The organism is Candidatus Omnitrophota bacterium (assembly GCA_034717435.1).
GTDB lineage: Bacteria > Omnitrophota > JAUWXU01 > JAUWXU01 > JAUWXU01 > JAYELI01.
In genome coordinates, this window is the sequence record JAYELI010000009.1 from 1 (window position 1) to 18,577 (window position 18,577).

16 protein-coding genes and 1 tRNA gene are annotated in these 18,577 nt (G+C 43.3%); all 17 read right to left on the minus strand.

The genetic code is table 11. The features are described from left to right. Positions 1–578: hypothetical protein (locus U9Q08_00400; GenBank protein MEA3328192.1), on the minus strand; the 578-nt coding region annotated here is incomplete at its 3' end. A 28-nt stretch (positions 579–606) separates the two neighbouring features. Further along, positions 607–2,364 carry an aspartate--tRNA ligase gene (aspS, locus tag U9Q08_00405; GenBank protein ID MEA3328193.1) on the minus strand — a complete coding sequence of 586 codons (1,758 nt, stop codon included), beginning with the start codon at positions 2,362–2,364 and terminating at the stop codon, positions 607–609. A 166-nt stretch (positions 2,365–2,530) separates the two neighbouring features. After that, a complete protein-coding gene (hisS, locus tag U9Q08_00410; GenBank protein MEA3328194.1) occupies positions 2,531–3,793 on the minus strand; it encodes a histidine--tRNA ligase in 1,263 nt (420 codons plus the stop codon). A gap of 109 nt (positions 3,794–3,902) precedes the next feature. After that, complete coding sequence (locus U9Q08_00415; GenBank protein ID MEA3328195.1) at positions 3,903–4,223, minus strand: hypothetical protein; 321 nt, start codon at positions 4,221–4,223, stop codon at positions 3,903–3,905. A gap of 156 nt (positions 4,224–4,379) precedes the next feature. Then, positions 4,380–4,452 (minus strand) — tRNA-Ala (locus U9Q08_00420). Between the two features lie 121 nt (positions 4,453–4,573). Further along, positions 4,574–6,493 carry a translation initiation factor IF-2 gene (gene infB / locus U9Q08_00425; GenBank protein ID MEA3328196.1) on the minus strand — a complete coding sequence of 640 codons (1,920 nt, stop codon included), beginning with the start codon at positions 6,491–6,493 and terminating at the stop codon, positions 4,574–4,576. Then, a complete protein-coding gene (gene nusA, locus U9Q08_00430) occupies positions 6,490–7,614 on the minus strand; it encodes a transcription termination factor NusA (GenBank protein ID MEA3328197.1) in 1,125 nt (374 codons plus the stop codon). Before nusA ends, infB begins: the two co-directional genes overlap by 4 nt. Further along, positions 7,611–8,774 carry a proline--tRNA ligase gene (gene proS / locus U9Q08_00435; GenBank protein ID MEA3328198.1) on the minus strand — a complete coding sequence of 388 codons (1,164 nt, stop codon included), beginning with the start codon at positions 8,772–8,774 and terminating at the stop codon, positions 7,611–7,613. Before proS ends, nusA begins: the two co-directional genes overlap by 4 nt. A 72-nt stretch (positions 8,775–8,846) precedes the next feature. Next, on the minus strand, positions 8,847–9,917 hold the full coding sequence (gene ispG / locus U9Q08_00440) for a flavodoxin-dependent (E)-4-hydroxy-3-methylbut-2-enyl-diphosphate synthase (GenBank protein MEA3328199.1): 1,071 nt from the start codon (positions 9,915–9,917) through the stop codon (positions 8,847–8,849). 256 nt (positions 9,918–10,173) lie between these two features. Continuing rightward, entirely contained in the window at positions 10,174–11,232 is a 1,059-nt protein-coding gene (rseP, locus tag U9Q08_00445; protein ID MEA3328200.1) for an RIP metalloprotease RseP, read from the minus strand. 4 nt (positions 11,233–11,236) lie between these two features. After that, entirely contained in the window at positions 11,237–12,382 is a 1,146-nt protein-coding gene (locus tag U9Q08_00450) for a 1-deoxy-D-xylulose-5-phosphate reductoisomerase (protein MEA3328201.1), read from the minus strand. Further along, positions 12,379–13,191 carry a phosphatidate cytidylyltransferase gene (locus tag U9Q08_00455; GenBank protein MEA3328202.1) on the minus strand — a complete coding sequence of 271 codons (813 nt, stop codon included), beginning with the start codon at positions 13,189–13,191 and terminating at the stop codon, positions 12,379–12,381. The genes U9Q08_00450 and U9Q08_00455 overlap by 4 nt, the downstream gene beginning before the upstream one ends. Further along, positions 13,181–13,891: an isoprenyl transferase gene (locus tag U9Q08_00460; GenBank protein MEA3328203.1), complete on the minus strand. Its 711-nt coding sequence runs from the start codon at positions 13,889–13,891 to the stop codon at positions 13,181–13,183. Before U9Q08_00460 ends, U9Q08_00455 begins: the two co-directional genes overlap by 11 nt. An 87-nt stretch (positions 13,892–13,978) precedes the next feature. Then, entirely contained in the window at positions 13,979–15,250 is a 1,272-nt protein-coding gene (locus tag U9Q08_00465) for an adenylosuccinate synthase (protein ID MEA3328204.1), read from the minus strand. Between the two features lie 76 nt (positions 15,251–15,326). After that, positions 15,327–16,562, minus strand: coding sequence for a homocitrate synthase (locus tag U9Q08_00470; GenBank protein MEA3328205.1), 1,236 nt, complete (start codon positions 16,560–16,562; stop codon positions 15,327–15,329). A 61-nt stretch (positions 16,563–16,623) separates the two neighbouring features. Next, positions 16,624–18,213 carry a phosphoglycerate dehydrogenase gene (serA, locus tag U9Q08_00475; GenBank protein MEA3328206.1) on the minus strand — a complete coding sequence of 530 codons (1,590 nt, stop codon included), beginning with the start codon at positions 18,211–18,213 and terminating at the stop codon, positions 16,624–16,626. Positions 18,214–18,244: 31 nt separating this feature from the next. After that, positions 18,245–18,577: tetratricopeptide repeat protein (locus U9Q08_00480; GenBank protein MEA3328207.1), on the minus strand; the 333-nt coding region annotated here is incomplete at its 5' end.

Consider the following 18,577-nt stretch of genomic DNA (forward strand, 5'->3'; position numbering starts at 1 on the left):
ACCATTGCTTTATCAAGAAGCTCCTTCCCGGCGCTTTTAGTCGTTAGAACCTCCGATGCATCCTGTTCTCTGTCTGCATTAGTTGCCGTATTACGAACAATAATAAAACCGTCTTTTTTATCTATCTGGTCGGATATTTCCTTAAGCATAATGAACTTGGCTAACTGTTCTGTTTTTTGATAAATCCCTTCAGCCTCTTGGCTATTCAATGCCGCTCTGATCTCGAAAATAGTAAGCCCGGTGAACTCTTCTGTCTCAATTCCTTCTGGAAGTTGGGCCAGGGACTTATAAAAATCATTCAGGTCAGCGAGAACCTTCTGACCAAGGCCAGGGTCAAAATCATAAACCGGCTTCACTTCTGCTGCCCGCTGAGCCTTTAACTCAAGAGTAGATTTTTCGTCCACATAAGAAAAATCAAACGGGGCGTAAATATCGGCTGAGCTGACATCTCCTTTTTCCAGACCCCACTTATAACTCTCTTTAGCCAAGAGGGTTGCTATCAAAACCGTAATCAGTATTACAGCAATCAATAATTTACCGAATATCTGGTTTTTTCCGGACTTATCTAATTTCATCATTTCTCCTGGCGGTTCTCGTTTTACATTCTCACTTTTTTACTACCAAACCAAGCTCTTTAACCTGTCTGGCTTCGACTTGATCGGGCGCTCCGGTCATTAAACAGGCGGCTTTCTGGGTTTTGGGAAAAGCGATTACATCCCGGATGGTGGGCAATCCCAACATAAGCATCAATAATCTATCCAGCCCTAAGGCTATTCCGCCGTGAGGGGGCGCGCCGTATTTCAATGCATCTAAGAGGAATCCGAATTTTTCTTTGACTGCTTCCTGATCGATCTTCAGGGCCTTAAATACCTTTTCCTGAACATCGGGTTTATGAATCCTGATACTGCCTCCGCCGACCTCTATCCCGTTTAAGACCAAGTCATAAGCCCTGGCCCTCACCCGGCCCGGCTCCTTAAAAAGTAATCCCAGGTCTTCATCCCGAGGCGCGGTAAACGGATGGTGCCTTGCTTGAAACCTACTGTCTTCTTCACTCCATTCTAAAAGAGGAAAGTCAAGTATCCAGGAAAAATTATATCTGTCTTTTGGGATCAGTTTAAGTTCCCGGGCCAAATGCAGGCGTAATTCAGCCAGGCACCTAAGCACAATTACAGGCTGATCGGCAACAAACAGAAGCAAGTCCCCTTCCTGAGCAGCCATTGCTCTGGATAATTCTTTAATTACCGGGTCCTTGAAAAATTTACTTACCGGGGAACTAAACTTATTTTTTTCTACCTTAAACCAGACCAGCCCTTTGGCCCCAAGGCCCAAAACAAATTTTCTTAAATCATCTAATTGTCTTATTGAAAACTTGCTGCAGCCATCGACCTTTATTCCTTTAACAAAGTTTCCCTGCCTAACCGCTTTTTTAAATATTTCAAAATCGCTCCGGCCGGCAATCCCAGTGATATCTACCAGTTCCATTTTAAACCTTGTGTCCGGTTTTTCGGTCCCAAATTTACCGGTAGCTTCGGAATAAGAAATGCGTGGGAAGGGAAGTTCTATTTTTACCCCCAGCATCTTCTCAAACAGGCCTGAGAGCATCTTTTCGATCAGGCCGAATATATCCTCCGGCTCAATAAATGACATCTCGATATCTATCTGAGTGTGCTCGGGCTGTCTGTCTCTTCTTAAATCCTCATCTCTAAAGCAACGCACGATCTGAAAATACTTTTCAACCCCGGCTACCATCAGGATCTGCTTGAACAACTGGGGTGACTGCGGAAGAGCATAGAATTTACCCGGATTCAACCTTGCGGGAACCAGATAGTCACGCGCGCCTTCCGGAGTGGACTTGGTAAGAATCGGGGTTTCTACTTCTATAAAGCCTTGTTGATCCAAAAATCTCCTGACTACCTGACAGACACTATGACGGAACCGAAGATTTTTCTGCATCAATGACCTTCGTAAATCCAGATAGCGGTAGGTCAACCTCAGGTCTTCTGATATCTTAACATTGTCAGCGATCTCAAAAGGAGAAACCAGGGATTTATTCAGAACTTTTATCTCCCTGGCTAAAATCTCGATTTCGCCGGTAGAAAGTTTGGGGTTGACCGTGCCTTCCGGCCTCCGGGAAACAATACCCCGGACAGATATTACATATTCGCTTCTAAGCTGTTTAGCAGACTGGTGAAGTTGTTTATCGGCCTGAGGGTTAAAAACCAGCTGGGTAATGCCGCTTTTATCCCGGAGGTCAATAAATGTGAGCTCTCCGTGGTCCCGGTTTCCGCTTACCCAACCAGATAAAACCACCTCTTTACCGATCCACTTTGTATTAAGCTCCCCGCAGGTATGTGTCCTTTTCATAATCTTGCCTGATTTAAATTGCTAAATTGCTAAATTGTTAAATTACTGAACTGAAAAATTGCACTCTAAATCTTAAGATACAAAATTTAACAATTTAACCATTTAGCAATCTAACAGTTTAACAATATAGCCATTTAGCAGTTTAGCAATTTAACAATTTAACAGTTTAGTCATTTAGCAGTTCTTTTACCTTATTTATTATCTGAGTTATTTTAACCTCACTCTGTTTTCCATTCTTCATATCCCTTAAAATAACCTTGTTCCTGCTGAGCTCATCTTCTCCAATAATCACAACATATCCGCAATCCAACTTGCCGGCTGATCTCAACTGGGCCTTTAAAGACCTTGCTTGATAATCAATCTCTGTTTTTACGCCCCGACTGCGCAGTTTCTGCAGCATCCTGTATCCCTCGTCATAGGCCTTCTGTCCTACGGTTGCCAGATAAACGCTCTTCTTGGGCAGGGGAGATTTTCTATCCCGGCCTTTTAATGCCAGTAAGACCCTTTCCATGCCAATAGACATCCCGCAAGCCCTTATTTGCGGGCCGCCCAGCTCCTGACTCAGGTCGTCATACCTGCCTCCAGCTGCTATTGCGTTCTGGCTGCCGAGCAAAGACTGTTCAATTTCAAATGTAGTCTTGGTGTAATAATCCAGGCCCCTGACCAGATGACTATCAAATTTGTAATTAATCTGTAAGAGTTTCAGGCCTTGTTTTACTTTTTCAAAATGCTCAGCGCAGTCTTTGCAAAGATAGTCCAAAATGACCGGCGCTTTTCTTATAACAGCCCGGCAGTTTGAGTTTTTACAATCCAATATACGGAATATATTAGTCCCAAATCTTCGTTGGCAGTCAGGACATAGTAAATTGACATCCCCGGAAAGGCTATTTTTTAAAACCTTTTCAAATCCCGGCCGGCATTTCCCGCAGCCCACACTACTCAATTTAAGAATATAGCCCTCCAATTTTAATCTTTTAAACACTTCTATTAAAGCAGATATTATCTCGCAGTCCAGATAAGGGCTGGATGAACCAATAGCCTCCAGGCCTATTTGATGAAATTGCCGGCTGCGTCCAGACTGGGGCCTTTCACTTCTAAACATCGGACCAATATAATAAAACTTGCTGAACCCCTGCTTTTTATCCAGGTTGTGCTCCAAATAAGCCCTGAGCACCGGCGCAGTCTCCTCCGGACGAAGAGTAAGCTTGCGGCCCTTAGAATCAGAAAAGCTATACATTTGCTTAGAGACAATATCAGTGGTTTTTCCGATGCCTCTGATAAATAAAGCCGCTTCTTCTAAAACCGGCGTTCGTATTTCTGAATAACCATAGAGTTCAAAAACCTCTCGGCTGGTTTGTTCTAGATCCCGCCATCTAGCAATTTCACCAGGCAGGATATCATTCATCCCCCTGATCGCTTTTATAACCACTTTAAAATACTCCCTGAATTAAATTGTTAAATTGATAAACTGTTAAATTGTTATACCAGAGAAAGTTTTGTAGCAATTTAGCCATTTAGCAATTTAACAGTTTATCTTATTAAGATACCTTACTCCCGGCACTAATCGGCTTATCAACCGTAAGTATCGAAAGGGAATCTTCGTCCCGAGCCGCCAAAAGCATGGCTTTGCTTTCTACGCCCCTGATAGTAGCTGGTTCAATATTCATCACTACTATTACTTTTTTGCCGGCCAACTCTTCTTTTGTATAAGGTCCTTTGATCCCGGCCACTATTTCTCGTTCTTCCTCAGCGATTTTAATCTTTACTAAATATAGTTTATCAGCATTGGGGTGATCGGTTACCTCAATAACCTCTGCTACCCTTATATCCAGCTTTTTAAAATCTTCAAAACTGATCATTACAAACCTCCCTTATAATTTGTTAGCCAGTTAGCCTGTCAGCCGGTGAGCCGGTTTTTAAATATTCAATAAATATGTGCACAAACCTTGTTATTAGAATTGTTTTTTCTTTTAACAGGCTAACTCGCTAACAGGTTAACTCGCTAACTCATCAGGTGGACCGAAGGGGATTTGAACCCCTGACCTCTACAATGCGAATGTAGCGTTCTTCCAACTGAACTATCGGCCCTCTATCGCCAATTTAAATATCACCGTTTAAATTGTTAAATTGTTAAATTGCTAAATGGTTAAATGGTTAAATTGCTATAACAGTTTGGCAATTTATCAGTTTAACAGTTTAACAATAATCTTTAAAGCCTTCTCGTTATTTTTTCTATCCGATAAGGCTCGATAATATCTCTCGATTTAACATCACTAAAATTATCAAATCCGATCCCGCACTCAAATCCTTCCTCGACCTCTTTGGCATCTTCCTTGAACCGCTTTAAAGAATTAATTGTCCCTTCGTAAATCACCTCACTCGCCCTGATCAGCTGAACGCGTGAATTGCGGGTTATCTTGCCCTTTTTGACAAAACAGCCGGCCACTATCCCTACTTTAGAAACCCTGAATACCTGACGGACTTCGGCCCGGCCAAGAACAACCTTCTTTGTGCCCGGCTCTAAAAGCCCTTCCATTGCCGCCCTGATATCAGCTATTGCTTCGTAAATAATATCATAAAACCGGACATCCACCCCTTGTTTTTCAAATAACTCGTCCTGCGCCGGATCCCGCTTAATATGAAAGCCGATAATAATCGCTTTAGAGGCAGCAGCCAGCATTACATCCGAGTCATTAACCCCGCCCACCCCGCTGTGGATTACTTTCAATTTTATTTCCCCGGTACTTAATTTATCAAGGGATTCCTTTAAAGCCTCAACCGAGCCATGTACATCTGCCTTTAAAATTATGTTAAGCTCCTTTATTTTGCCACCCTTGATTTGGTCATAAATATCCTCTAAGGTGACCCGGGTTAAGGACTGCAGTTTTTTTTCTTTTACCTTAAGTGCTCTTTTTGCAGAAATTTCTTTAGCTAATTTTTCATCTTTAACCACGAAAAATTCATCCCCGGCAACCGGCACTCCGGAAAGTCCGGAAATCTCAACCGGCATAGACGGAGGAGCCTCTTTTACCCTGCGGCCCTTATCATCAAGCATGGATTTTATCCTTCCGTAATAAAGTCCGCTGATAACCACATCCCCGGTACGCAAGGTCCCGTTCCTGACCAACACTGTAGCCACTGAACCCCGGCCGATTGAAAGTTTTCCTTCAATAATTACTCCCCGGCCGAGCTTATTTGGATTGGCCTTAAGCTCCAGCATCTCTGCCTCTAAAAGCAGCATCTCCAGAAGGCCGCTTATCCCCTCCTTGGTCTGGGCCGAGACACCTACAGTAATGGTCTTACCGCCCATATCCTCTGAGGTCAGGTCATATGATTGGAGCTGTCGTTTAATCTTGACTAAATTTGTACCGGGAATATCTATTTTGTTTATAGCCACAACCATCGGCACACCTGCTGCCCGAGCGTGATCAATGGCCTCGACAGTCTGGGGCATAACCCCGTCATCAGCAGCCACTACCAGTACTACGATATCAGTAACATTGGCTCCCCGGGCTCTCATTGCAGTAAAAGCCTCGTGGCCCGGCGTGTCCAGAAAAGTAACCTGGCCATTATCTAAGGTTACCTCATAAGCTCCGATATGCTGCGTAATCCTGCCGGCTTCTTTAGCAGTAAGATTGGTCTGACGAATAGCATCCAGCAAAGAGGTTTTACCGTGGTCAACATGACCCATCAGAGTAACTACCGGCGGCCTTTTAACCAATTTTGACTGATCTTCTTTTTCTTCAATAAAAACAGCCTCTTCTTCTGTAGGTAAAATATCTATTTGATAATTAAACTGCTCTGCTGTAAGTTTAACAACCTTTTCGTCCAGCGAACTGTTAATATTAATAATTATATTTAACTTTAAAAGTCTTTTTAAAAGTTCGTTCGGTTTTATCCCCATTTTCACAGCCAGGCCGGTTACCCTAATCGGTAACTTAACCTGAATTTTCGCCAAAGGCGGGACTACCGGCTTTTTTTCTCTGCCAAGCTGTTGCTTAAGCAAGGCCAGAGTATCCTGGTTAACAGTACTCATATGGCTTTTGACCTTTATTTTCAGGTTCTTCAGTTGATCTATAACTTGTTGGCTGGTTATGTTTAATTTTTTAGCTAATTCGTGAACCCTCATTTTGACCCCTTCTCGCTCGTCTTTTTAGCGCTCTGATAGATCTTTACAGCTGTCTTTTTACCTATTCCTTTTACCTTGCTTAATTCTGCCGAACCCGCTTTGATAATCTCAGTGACGCTTTTATATCCGGCCCCAACCAGCACCTTTTCAGTTTTGGGACCCACGCCTGTTAACGAAGATAAGGCAATGCCCTGGCTCTGGCCCCGGATATCAATTCTCCAGCCGGTAAGTTTTGCCGCCAACCTCACGTTCTGTCCCCGTTTGCCGATAGCCAGGGAAAGCTGGTCGTCAGCAACAATCACCTCGCAGCTATGTTTATCCTTATCCATCTTAATAGTTGAGATTTCAGCCGGACTCAAGGCATTGGTAATATAGACTTGGGTATCGTTGCTCCATCTGACAATATCTATTTTTTCGTCTCCAATCTCCCGGATCACATTTTTGACCCTCTGGCCCCTTATTCCGACACAGGCTCCCACTGGATCCACTTTTTCGTCATTAGAAGATACAGCGATCTTGGTCCTCTCCCCTGCCTCCCGGGACACGGATTTTACCTGTACCACCTTCTCATATATCTCAGGCACCTCCAGCTCAAACAATTCTTTGATAAAAAACGGGTGGATCCGGGAAAGAACAATTTGAGGCCCCCTGTTGGACTTCTTAACCTCCAGGATATAAGCCCTGACCCTGTCTCCCTGACGATATCTTTCCTTGCTTATCTGTTCCCTTTTAAGAAGCACAGCCTCTGTCTTGCCCAGGTCAACTACAATATTGCCCCGCTCAAAATGATGGACAGTGCCATTGACTATCTCGCCGACCTTGCCTTTAAATTCCTGATGGATACTTTCTCTTTCTGCTTCTCTGATCCTCTGGATAATCACCTGCCGAGCGGTTTGAGCAGCAATTCTTCCAAAGTTGCGCTTGCTGATTTCTTTTTTCCCGCGCATTATTTTTATCGCCCCTGAATCACGATTGATTTTAATACTCACCCCTTCGATATCATCGCTGGATTTGCGAAATGCCGAAAGCAAGGCAGACTCTACAGTCTGAATGAGCATTTCCCGGTCAATCCCCTTGTCTCTTTCAATAGAATCAATAATACCTAACAGTTCTCCGTTCATTTGGGCACCTCATCCCTGATTATTTTCTTAACTTTGTCTATGAGTTCTTCTTTTTTGACCTTTATGACCTTATTATTCCTGCGCAGTTTCAACTCTATCTGATCAAGCTTCAGGTTTCTTTCACTGACAATCAGTTGTAGAGGTATTCCGATCAGGTCAGCATCTTTAAACTTGACGCCCGGCCTTTCGTCCCGATCGTCCAGCAAGACATCAATCTTCTCCTGGCTCAGCTGACTGTAAACCAGGCTTGCACACTTTTTACTTGGGCCTTGAGAAGGATCTATTAATAAGACTATTGTCTGGTAAGGGCTAATGCCCATTGGCCAGATAATCCCCTGCTTATCGTGACTCTGTTCAATAGCGGCAGCCACAATCCTATTAACGCCAATGCCGTAACAGCCCATAATTATTGGCCTGGCCCGGCCTTTTTCATCGAGGAAAGCAGCATTCAGGATCTTTGAATATTTAACTCCCAGTTTAAATATATGCCCGATTTCGATTTCTTCTCTCCCCCCACCTGCCGGAACCACAAACTCGTGCGAGACATCTCCTCCCATCATCCCGGGATCTGCCTCTTTTATAGCAAACTTTAATCCGCAGCGTTTAAAAATCCTGCAATAGGCATCGTACATTTTTGAATAGTTCCGGCTCAGGCCGCTGACATCCCGGTCAAAACTATAGGCATCTTTCATAATGAATTCACAACTTCTTAAAACCCCAAACCGCGGCCGGGGCTCATCCCTAAACTTGGTCTGGATCTGGTAAAGCACAACCGGAAGCTGACGGTAAGATTTAACGTCCTTCTTAACCAGGTCAGTAATTACTTCTTCGTGGGTAGGCCCCAATACCATTTTTTTATTATGCCGGTCAATAAACCGGATCATTACCTTACCGATTTCTTTGTCTCTACCCGAATTCTCCCAGAGTTCAGCCGGCTGCAAAGCCGGAAGTAAAACTTCCTGTCCGCCTAAACTGTTCATTTCCTGGCGGATTATACCTTTAACCCGCTCTAATATTTTTAATCCCAACGGCAGATACGAATAGACGCCGGAGGCAAGCTTTCTGATCAACCCTGCCCGCAGCATAAGCTTATGGCTAATCACCTCGGCATCTGAAGGTGTTTCTTTTAAAGTAGGGATAAAAGATTCTGACCACTTCATAAATTCACCATAAAAAACCAATCAAAAATCATAAGTTTTAAGTCATAAATCATAAGTTGTAAGTTGTATGACCTATGACTTTTTAGGATTTAGAATTTCTTTTACCAACTCGTCCACCATCTCTTTTTCCCCAACCTTCTTAACAATTTTTCCTTTTCTGAAGATAATTCCTGATTTTCTTCCCCCGGCCAAACCGACATCCGCATCCCGGGCTTCGCCCGGACCATTAACCACGCAACCCATTATCGCTACCTTGACCGGTGAGCAATGATCACTAATCGTTAATTGGTTCAACCTTTTTTTTACCTGTTTAACTATTTTTATCAGCTCTATCTCGCACCTGCCGCATGTCGGGCAGGAAACTATCTCGATTTTATCTTTCCGCAATTTAAGAGCGGTAAGGATGTTCCGTGCCACCTTTACTTCCTCATTCGGGTCAGCTGTTAGAGATACCCTTATAGTGTCGCCTATCCCTTCAGCCAATAATACGCCAAGGCCTATGGCTGACTTTAGCGAACCCGGGTCTTCGGGCCCGGCAGCAGTAAGGCCTAAATGGAAGGGGTAATCGCATTTTTTTGCCATCATTCTATAGGCCTGGACCGTTGTCAACAGATCCGAGGCTTTTAAAGAAACTATTATACTATAAAAATCAAGGTCATTAAGAATTTTTATATAATCAAGCGCACTCTTCACCATTTGGCCCGCTATTTTCTTTTTCTTCCCTGAGGTCCGCAACGATCCTGAATTAACTCCCACTCTTATCGGAATATCTTTTTTTTTCGCCATCTTTACCACCTGTTTTATTTCCGAGCGACGATAAATATTACCTGGATTTAAACGCAGACCGTCCACGCCCCGGCTTATTGCCTCCAAGGCCAGCTGAAAATGAAAATGGATATCAGCTACTATTGGAATGCCTATCCTTGCCTTGATTTTATCCAGGACTCTGGCACAGGCCATGTTTTTTACCGCCACCCTGACTATTTCGCAGCCCTGTTGTTCTAATGCTTTAATCTGCGATACAGTGACCTGCATGTCCGCTGTATCGGTCTTGGCCATAGACTGGATAGAAACAGGTGCATTCCCTCCGATTTTAACATTGCCGATCTTGACCTGTCTGGTCTTACGTTTTTTAATGACCATCCTTTACCATTCCTGCATCGTTAAACTGCTATATTGTTAAATGGTTAAACTGTCGAACTGAATAATTCATTTCTATACATTTCTTTTACGAAATATCAATTTAGCAATATAGCAATCAGATTGTGTCGTAATTCATTTTGTTGTATACTGATACACAATATATTGTAGTTGCCCAATTTATTGGGCGCTCTATGCTGTGCCTGATAAATCAGGCAACTACATTACGACACAGCCTGAATATAGCAATTTATTTATACTATTTCCCCATCAACCTCAGAATGTCATTATAAGAAACAAACAGCAGTAAACCAACAAGAATGACCAGGGCTATATTCTGGATTTTCTCCTGGATCTCAAGATTCAACGGCTTTTTTCTTATCTTTTCCAGCACCAGAAACATGATGTGCCCTCCGTCCAGCACCGGTAAAGGTAAGATATTGAATATAGCCAAAGCCATGCTGATCACTCCCATTATTGAAAAAAGATAGGTCAGCCCCATCTTAGCTGTTTTTCCTATAATAGACGCGATCTGGATCGGTCCGGCTACAGATTCCTTAAAAGATTGTTGTCCGCTTATCATAGCCCAGATCCCTCTTAAGGTCAATGAGCTCAATAACACCAGCTTCTCCCCGGCTTTATAAAACGCTACAGCCGGATTATACCTTAACACCGCTATATCATCTGAAGGCCTGATTCCAATAAGCCCTATTTTGACTGAACGACCCCAGATATTCTTAACCTCTTCTATTTTGGGAGAAATCCTTACCCGGAATATCCTGTCTTGCCTCTGAATAGTCAAGGCCAAACTCCCCTCCAACTTGCTGTGAATGATCTTGGTCAACTGATCCCAGTATTTGACTTCCTGATTATCAATAGCTATAATCTTATCGCCTTCGAGCAGTTTATGCATCCGGGCCGGGTAATCCTCAACCAGGCCTCCGATCCTCGAAGTCAACGTCGGGCTGCCGGCTACAAAGATCAGGAAAAAAATCATGAAGGCCAGCAGATAATTTAAGATCGGCCCGCTAGCCACAATCGCCAATCTCCTGGAAATCGGCTGGGATAAATATTCCCATTTTTTGCCCGTTAAATTACCCCTCGGGTCATCGCCGGCCATCTTGACATAACCGCCGAATAAAATAAGGCAGATCGAATACCTGGTATCTCCCTTCTTAATCCCCAAAAGCTCCGGGCCAAAACCTAAAGAAAATCTCTCTACCCTGACCCCGCATTTCTTAGCCATTATAAAATGTCCGAATTCGTGGACCAGAATTATCACGCTAAAAACAAATACTACAGCTATTATTCCTAACATTTTCTTAGATTAACCTCTTTGTTTCCTGTCGTGCCCAATTATCTATTTCTAATATCTCGCTAAGCGAGGATTTTTCTTTCAGGGAATGGGCCCGCATTACTTTTTCTACGATCCTGGCAATATCAGTCAGCCTGATCTTGTTGTCCAAAAAACTATAAACCAGTTCTTCGTCAGCTGCATTTAAGACTATCGGCATGCTTCCTCCAAGCTTTGCTGCTTGATAAGCCAATTCCAGACAGGGAAACTTTTCTAAATCAGGAGCCCTAAATGACAGCCGGCCTATCTGGTTTAAATCAAGGCCGGGAACCTTGGTGGAAACCCTTTCCGGATAATTAAGGGCAAACTGAATAGGCAAATACATATCAGTAACGCCCATCTGGGCGATAAACGAGCCGTCGATTAATTCCACCATTGAATGGACAACTGCCTGGGGATGAATAATTACCTCTATCTGGTCAATATTCACATCAAAAAGCCACCTGGCCTCTATTACCTCCAAGCCTTTATTCATCAGCGTCGCTGAATCTATTGAAATCTTGCTGCCCATTTTCCAACGGGGGTGGTTAAGCGCCTGCTTTGGGGAAATATCCTTGAAGTTAGACAAATCCAATTCACTCAACGGACCTCCTGAACCGGTAAGAATCAATCGCCTTACCTCCCTGTTTGAATAACCGTTTAAGCATTGAAAAATAGCGCTGTGCTCTGAATCAATCGGTAATATTTTTACCTGTTTTTGCCTGGCGTTTTCAGTCACCAGCCTGCCTGCCATAACCAGGGACTCCTTGTTGGCCAGGGCTATTTCTTTTGACGCTTCAATAGCTCTCAGGACAGGGATCAACCCTCCTGCCCCGCTCAAAGCCACAATGACCATCTGGGCCTGCTCTAAACCAGCCAGCTCAGCCAGGCCTTCCGGACCAGCCAGGACCTTTGTCTTTAAACCGCTTAAAACAGATTTAAGCTCCCCGGCCTTTTTTTTATCGGCTACAGCCGCAACTTCAGGATTAAACTTATAAATCTGTTCGGCTAAAAGTTCAATTTTAGAATTACAGGCAAGCCCTACTATCCTGAACTTTTCGGGAAAATCTTCTATTACCCTTAGTGCCTGTACGCCAATCGAACCTGTTGAGCCCAAAATAACTATATTTTTCATTGCACCTTCATTATTACTGTTAAATAAAAATAAAGAACCGGCGTGGTAAATAACAAACTGTCAATCAAATCCAACACTCCTCCGAAACCAGGAATAATCCTGCCTGAATCCTTGACTTGGCTGTCACGCTTAAGTAAAGACTCAGCAAGATCTCCGAGCTGGCCCAAAATCCCCAGTAAGACGCCCAGTATCAAGAGATGGATAAACGACACTGCCGGTAAAAACAGCCTTGCGCTATAAGCTACCAGGACACTGGTTAAAAATCCGCCCAGGCTGCCTTCGATAGATTTATTAGGGCTGATCCGCTGAATCAGCTTGTGCCGGCCAAAACGCTTACCGATAAAATAAGCGCCTACATCCCCAAGCTTACAGACCAAAACTACGAAACTTATCCATAATCCGCCGTTGTCCAGATATCTTAATTTAATAAAAAAACTGAAAAACCAGGCAATATACAGAAGCCCGAACAAACTGACCGATATGTTCACAATAGCCGACTCCCCATTCTGCCTCGCAAACTGAAACAAAAATAAACCTATAATCCCAATGGCAATCAGCTCTAACTCCCAAAACTCAACACCCAGGGTCTGTTGAAAATAATAAGACATCGAGAATAATATTCCTAAAATTATTACCCAGTATTTATGGACAAAAATACCCTTGCTGCGCGCCAAGTCAAAAAATTCAACCAAACCCAGGATAATAAATAAGCCGCAAAACATACAGAACCACCAGGCCGGCAAAAAGAAGATCGCTCCGGCCCAGACCGCCATTGTAATTATAGAAACAAGCACCCGCTTAGCCAGCATTTTTTACTCCTCCGAACCGCCTTTTCCTCCGGCTGTATTCAGTAACGGCTTTTATTAAATCAACCCGTCTGAAATCCGGCCAGAATGTAGGTGTAACATAAAGCTCACTGTAAGAAATCTGCCAGAGCAAAAAATTACTTATTCTCATCTCCCCGCCGGTTCTGATTAAAAGATCAGGATCGGGCAGGCCGTCAGTATAAAGATATTGGGAAAAAACATCTTCGTTGATCTGGCTTAGTCTAATCTTTTCAGCCCTCAGGTCCTCAATTAATTTCCTGACCGCCTCAATAATTTCTGCCCGTCCGCCGTAGCTCAACGCCAGGTTAAAGATAAGGCCCTGGTTAGACCTGGTTTTTTCCATCACCCTGCTTAACTCTTTTTTGACCAAAGCAGGAAGCCGGGAAAACTGGCCAATAGTGTTTAACCGAACATCTTTCTTGTTGAGTTCGCTTTCGTATTCAATCAGGAAATCTTTCAAATAATTCATCAAAAATCTGATTTCTATTTTGGACCGCCTCCAGTTTTCGGTAGAAAAAGCATAAACAGTCAAGACCTTTACTCCCAATTCCCGGCAGGCATTTAGTGTTGCCTTTATCGATTCCATTCCTGCCTTGTGGCCGGCTGTCCGGGAAAAACCCATTTTTTCGGCCCAACGGCCATTGCCGTCCATTATAATAGCGATGTGTTGAGGTACTTTCATAGAAATTCTTAAACTGTTAAATTACTAAATGGCTAAATGGTTAAATTGCTATAACAGTTTAGCAATTTAGCCATTTAGCAATTTAGTTTACACGAAGATCGTCTGTTTCCTCTCCGATCCCACTGAGATAATAGAAACCTTGGTTTCCAGCAGCTCAGCTATTCTTTTTAAGTACTTCCGGCTATTCAGCGGAAGCCGGCTATATTCTAAAATTCGTGAAGTATCCTCTTCCCAGCCCGGATGTTCCTCATAAACCGGCTCTATCTTATTTAAGATCTCTGTATTGGAAGGAAAATCCATAAGCATTTTATTATTATACCGATATCCAGTGCAGATATTAAGGGTCTTCAGCCCGTCTAAGACATCCAGTTTGGTAACCGCTATTTCATCTAAGCCATTGATTATTGCTGAATATCTTGCTAAGACAGAATCAAACCATCCGCATCTGCGGGACCTGCCGGTGGTAGCCCCGAATTCCTCGCCCTTTTTCTGAATAGCTGTCATAAGCTTGGCTGAAAACTCAGTAGGAAAAGGCCCTTCCCCCACCCTGGTGGTATAGGCCTTGACTACTCCGATGATTTTATCTATTCTGCTCGGACCAATACCTGTGCCAGGGCTTGCTCCTCCGGCAATTGCACTTGAGGAAGTGACGTAAGGATATGTTCCGTAGTCTATATCGAGCAGTGTCCCCTGTGCTCCTTCGAAAAGGACATTTTTGCCGTCTTTGGCGGCCTGATTCAAAACCCGGTAACAGTCAGAGCTATATTTCTTTATCTTGCGGCTATATCCACAATAGGTATCATAAACCTCCTTAAACCCAAAGCCTTTAAAATTGTAGACTTTTTTGAGTATTTCGTTCTTTTCCCCCAAAATTTCTTTTAATCTCTTGGCAAAGCTCTGCTCGTCAAACAAGTCGCATAATCGCAACCCAATCCTAGCGGCTTTATCAGCATAACAAGGTCCAATGCCCCGGCGAGTGGTTCCGATCGAGGCCCTGCCTTTCCTGTCCTCTCTTAAGCTGTCCAGAACCCGGTGATATGGAAAAATGATATGCACCCTGTTATCTATCAAAAAATTGCTGTTTATTTTTATGCCTTTACTTTTTAAACCTTCGATCTCACTGATCAGCGCCTGGGGGTCGATTACTACGCCGTTTCCGATCATACAAACTTTACCGGCGTGCAAAATGCCCGAAGGTATCAGGTGGAGGATAAATTTTTCTTTTCCGATAACCACTGTATGGCCGGCATTGTTGCCGCCCTGGTACCTGACTATATAATCGGCTTCCCTGGCCAGGATATCTATTATCTTTCCCTTCCCTTCATCTCCCCATTGCGCGCCGACAATAACCGTGTTCAAATAACCTCCTTTAAGAATGCCGAAGTGTCAGAGTGTCAGAAATCTCACTTTGACACTTTGACACTATGACACTTAATCATGGTAACATCGTAAATATCTTCCGGGCAATCTTCGGGTATTTAGCAACGAACCTAAGTTCATCGCGGGTAAGCGGTTTCTGAGTATGCACATTTGCATAACGAACCAGATCCAATATCCGAGCTGTTTCTTTCTCGTTTTTAAATTTTATCTCCAACCTTTCATATACGTTTCTAAAGCCCTTGATCCCGCTATATTCTCCTGCTGTAATCTGGCGGCCGGTTTCAATCAGCTCCGGCTCACCCAGGCCCAGTTCCTCAAAGTTGTAAAGCTCGTAATTTCTTCTATCTTTAAGAGCGCCGTCGGCGTGGATGCCCGATTCATGGGCAAAAGCATTCTCGCCGACCGCAACCTGATTCCTGGGTATTGGTACGCCAAAGGCATAGGAAGCGTACTTTGCTATCTTCCAGGCCTTGGACAAGTCTATTTTTTCATCCAATAAATAGTTATTTTCAAACCCGCTGGAATATTTTATCGCCACAAGAATTGAAACCAGGTCAGCGTTACCCGCCCTTTCTCCCATTGAATTAACCGCAGTATTGATATAGGCGTCCTGGCCCGCGTCAATAACCCCTTTGGCACCAGCCAGGGAACAAGCCACAGCCATTCCTAGATCATTATGGCAATGCAATTCAATCGGCAGCTTTACAATACTGGCCAGTTTTTTAACCCGCTCATAAATGCTGAACGGGTTATCATAACCCAGGGTATCACAATACCTGATTCGGTTTGCTTTATGGGCCTTAGCTGCTAAACAAAATTTTATTAAATAATCTATGTCGGTCCGGGATGAATCTTCAGCATTCACGCCAATGGTCTTGATGCCTTTTTTCTTGGCTAAATCCACTGCTTCGGTCATCACGTCTATAATGTCCTGCCTCGTTTTTCTGCCCTGAAACTTTCCTTTAATCATCTGGTCAGAGGTCGAGATTGAAAGATTAAGATGTTTTATATCGGTAACGTTTACTGCTTTTTCCACATCAGCAGCTATAGCCCGGATCCAGCCGGAAAGTATCATTGGCTTTATTACCCCTAACTTTGCCAGCTCAAGATTGGCGTTGAGATAATTGGTCTCATGACGAGTAGTGGGAAAACCAAACTCTGACTGATAAACACCCATTTCGTTCAAATACATATTGAGCATTGTTTTTTCCAGCTTAGCCAGGCCCAGTCTTGAAGTCTGAACTCCATCCCGATTAGTCACGTCCAAAATATATATCTTATTCTTCTTCATACATTCCCCCTGTTTATACTGCTAAATTACTGTTGCAGCCTAACAATTCAACAATTTATTTTTAAAGCTTTAACAGTTTCACGTCCTTAATCCACTTAAGCTGTTTTATCCTTTTTAACAGTCCATCGGATACCGGGCTGTCTACATTTATTACCGTAATTGCCTTTCCGGCTTTCTTTCTCCTGCCAAACGTCATCCCGGCAATGTTAACATTATTTTCACCAAGCACTGTTCCGATTCGGCCGATTATCCCAGGTTTATCTTCGTTAAAAGTGATAATCATATAACCGAAAGGAGCAGCGTCCACGTGATAATCGTCAATCATCACTATTCTCGGATCATTCTTCCCGAACAGCGTCCCGCAAACAGCTGATTTCATCTTATCTGTCTGGATCTCCAATGAGATAAGAGTAGTAAAATCCAGACTGGCACTTGATTTAACCTCAACAACCTCTATCCCTCTTTCTTTAGCAATCAACGGCGCGTTTACATAATTTACCATACCGGGCAGTATCGGCTCCAACAGCCCCTTGATCAAAGCAATGGTAATCGGCGCCAAATCAAAATTTATTACCTCTCCGCTATACTTAATCTTAATTCGTTGAAGCCGGCCCTGGCTCAACTGCATCTGAAGAGAGCCCATCTTCCCGGCCAGGGTAATATAAGGCTGGATAATCTTAAGAAGTTCACTGGGTACAGTCGGCATATTCGCCGCATTTTTAATTCCCCGGTCTAACAGGGCATCAGCCATCTGCCTGGCTATATCCACCGCCACATTTACCTGGGCTTCTTCCGTAGAGGCGCCAAGATGAGGGGTGAAAATTACATTATCCAATTTTAAAAGCGGGTTATCTATCGGAGGCTCTTTCTCAAAAACATCCATTGCTGCCCCGGCCACCTTGCCGCTTTTTAACCCTTTTAATAACGCTTGTTCATCGACAATACCGCCTCGGGCGCAGTTTATAATCCTTACGCCTTTCTTCATTAACCCAATCTCTTTTTTACTAATCAGGTGTTTAGTCTCTTTTATTAATGGCGTGTGGACGGTAATATAATCAGCCTGCCTGAACACCTCTTTTAATTCTGTCAATTTTACCTTTAATCCCTTCGCCCTTTCAACAGAACAATACGGGTCATAGGCCGTTATCTCCATCCCAAAACTCAACGCCCTTTTGACTACTTCCGAGCCTATTCTACCTAATCCTATAATTCCCAGTATCTTACCATAGAGCTCTACCCCCATGAATTTCTTCCTGTCCCACTTATTTTTTCTTAATGAGGAATTCGCCTGTGGAATATTGCGAGAAAGTGCTAAAATCATGCTCATAGTATGTTCGGCAGTGGATACGGTGTTGCCTCCGGGTGCATTCATCACGACAATGCCTTTTTTGGTAGCCTGGGTTACATCAACATTATCCAGGCCTACCCCGGCCCGCCCAATAACCTTAAGCAACTTTGCATTATCTATAATATCAGCAGTAAGTTTTGTTTTGCTCCTGATAATAATCCCCTGATAATCTTTAATCGCTATTTTTAATTCTTCAGGTGAAAGACCGGTCTTTACATTCACCTCCAACCTTTTTTCTTTCTTTAAAATTTCAAGGCCTTGTTTACTTAATGCATCACTGACTAAAACCTTAAAAGTTTTCATTATTCCCCTTTCGTTATTTTCACTAAGCGCTTTAGTCCAGTTTCTTCTTGGACTCTTTTTCTTTTTGCTTTTCCCATTTCTTCCTGGCCTTTTTAAGATACCGGGATGCCTTAGTATAATCAGGTTTGAGTTTAATGGTCTTTTGAAATAGCTTTATTGCCTCGCCATATTGACGGGCCTTATAACAATCTCTGCCCTCAAGATAACATCCCTCAACTCTCTCCATCAAGAGTTTTTCCTCAGCGGCATCTCTTAACTTCTCTGCCTTGGCTATCTCCTTGGCTAACTTTTCCCTCTGTTTTTCCTTTTCCTTTTCCTTTTTCTTTGCCTGTTTTATCTTTTTTTCTGCTTCTTTTGCTTCCTT

Excerpts from the sequence above, each read along its gene's own strand:
- nusA (MEA3328197.1), bottom strand. The coding sequence starts at position 7,614 with ATGAACGGAGAACTGTTAGGTATTATTGATTCTATTGAAAGAGACAAG.
- rseP (MEA3328200.1), bottom strand. The coding sequence starts at position 11,232 with ATGTTAGGAATAATAGCTGTAGTATTTGTTTTTAGCGTGATAATTCTG.
- U9Q08_00415 (MEA3328195.1), bottom strand. The coding sequence starts at position 4,223 with ATGATCAGTTTTGAAGATTTTAAAAAGCTGGATATAAGGGTAGCAGAG.
- ispG (MEA3328199.1), bottom strand. The coding sequence starts at position 9,917 with ATGGTCATTAAAAAACGTAAGACCAGACAGGTCAAGATCGGCAATGTT.
- U9Q08_00470 (MEA3328205.1), bottom strand. The coding sequence starts at position 16,562 with ATGAAGAAGAATAAGATATATATTTTGGACGTGACTAATCGGGATGGA.
- U9Q08_00450 (MEA3328201.1), bottom strand. The coding sequence starts at position 12,382 with ATGAAAAATATAGTTATTTTGGGCTCAACAGGTTCGATTGGCGTACAG.
- infB (MEA3328196.1), bottom strand. The coding sequence starts at position 6,493 with ATGAGGGTTCACGAATTAGCTAAAAAATTAAACATAACCAGCCAACAA.
- U9Q08_00455 (MEA3328202.1), bottom strand. The coding sequence starts at position 13,191 with ATGCTGGCTAAGCGGGTGCTTGTTTCTATAATTACAATGGCGGTCTGG.
- U9Q08_00460 (MEA3328203.1), bottom strand. The coding sequence starts at position 13,891 with ATGAAAGTACCTCAACACATCGCTATTATAATGGACGGCAATGGCCGT.
- proS (MEA3328198.1), bottom strand. The coding sequence starts at position 8,774 with ATGAAGTGGTCAGAATCTTTTATCCCTACTTTAAAAGAAACACCTTCA.
- serA (MEA3328206.1), bottom strand. The coding sequence starts at position 18,213 with ATGAAAACTTTTAAGGTTTTAGTCAGTGATGCATTAAGTAAACAAGGC.
- aspS (MEA3328193.1), bottom strand. The coding sequence starts at position 2,364 with ATGAAAAGGACACATACCTGCGGGGAGCTTAATACAAAGTGGATCGGT.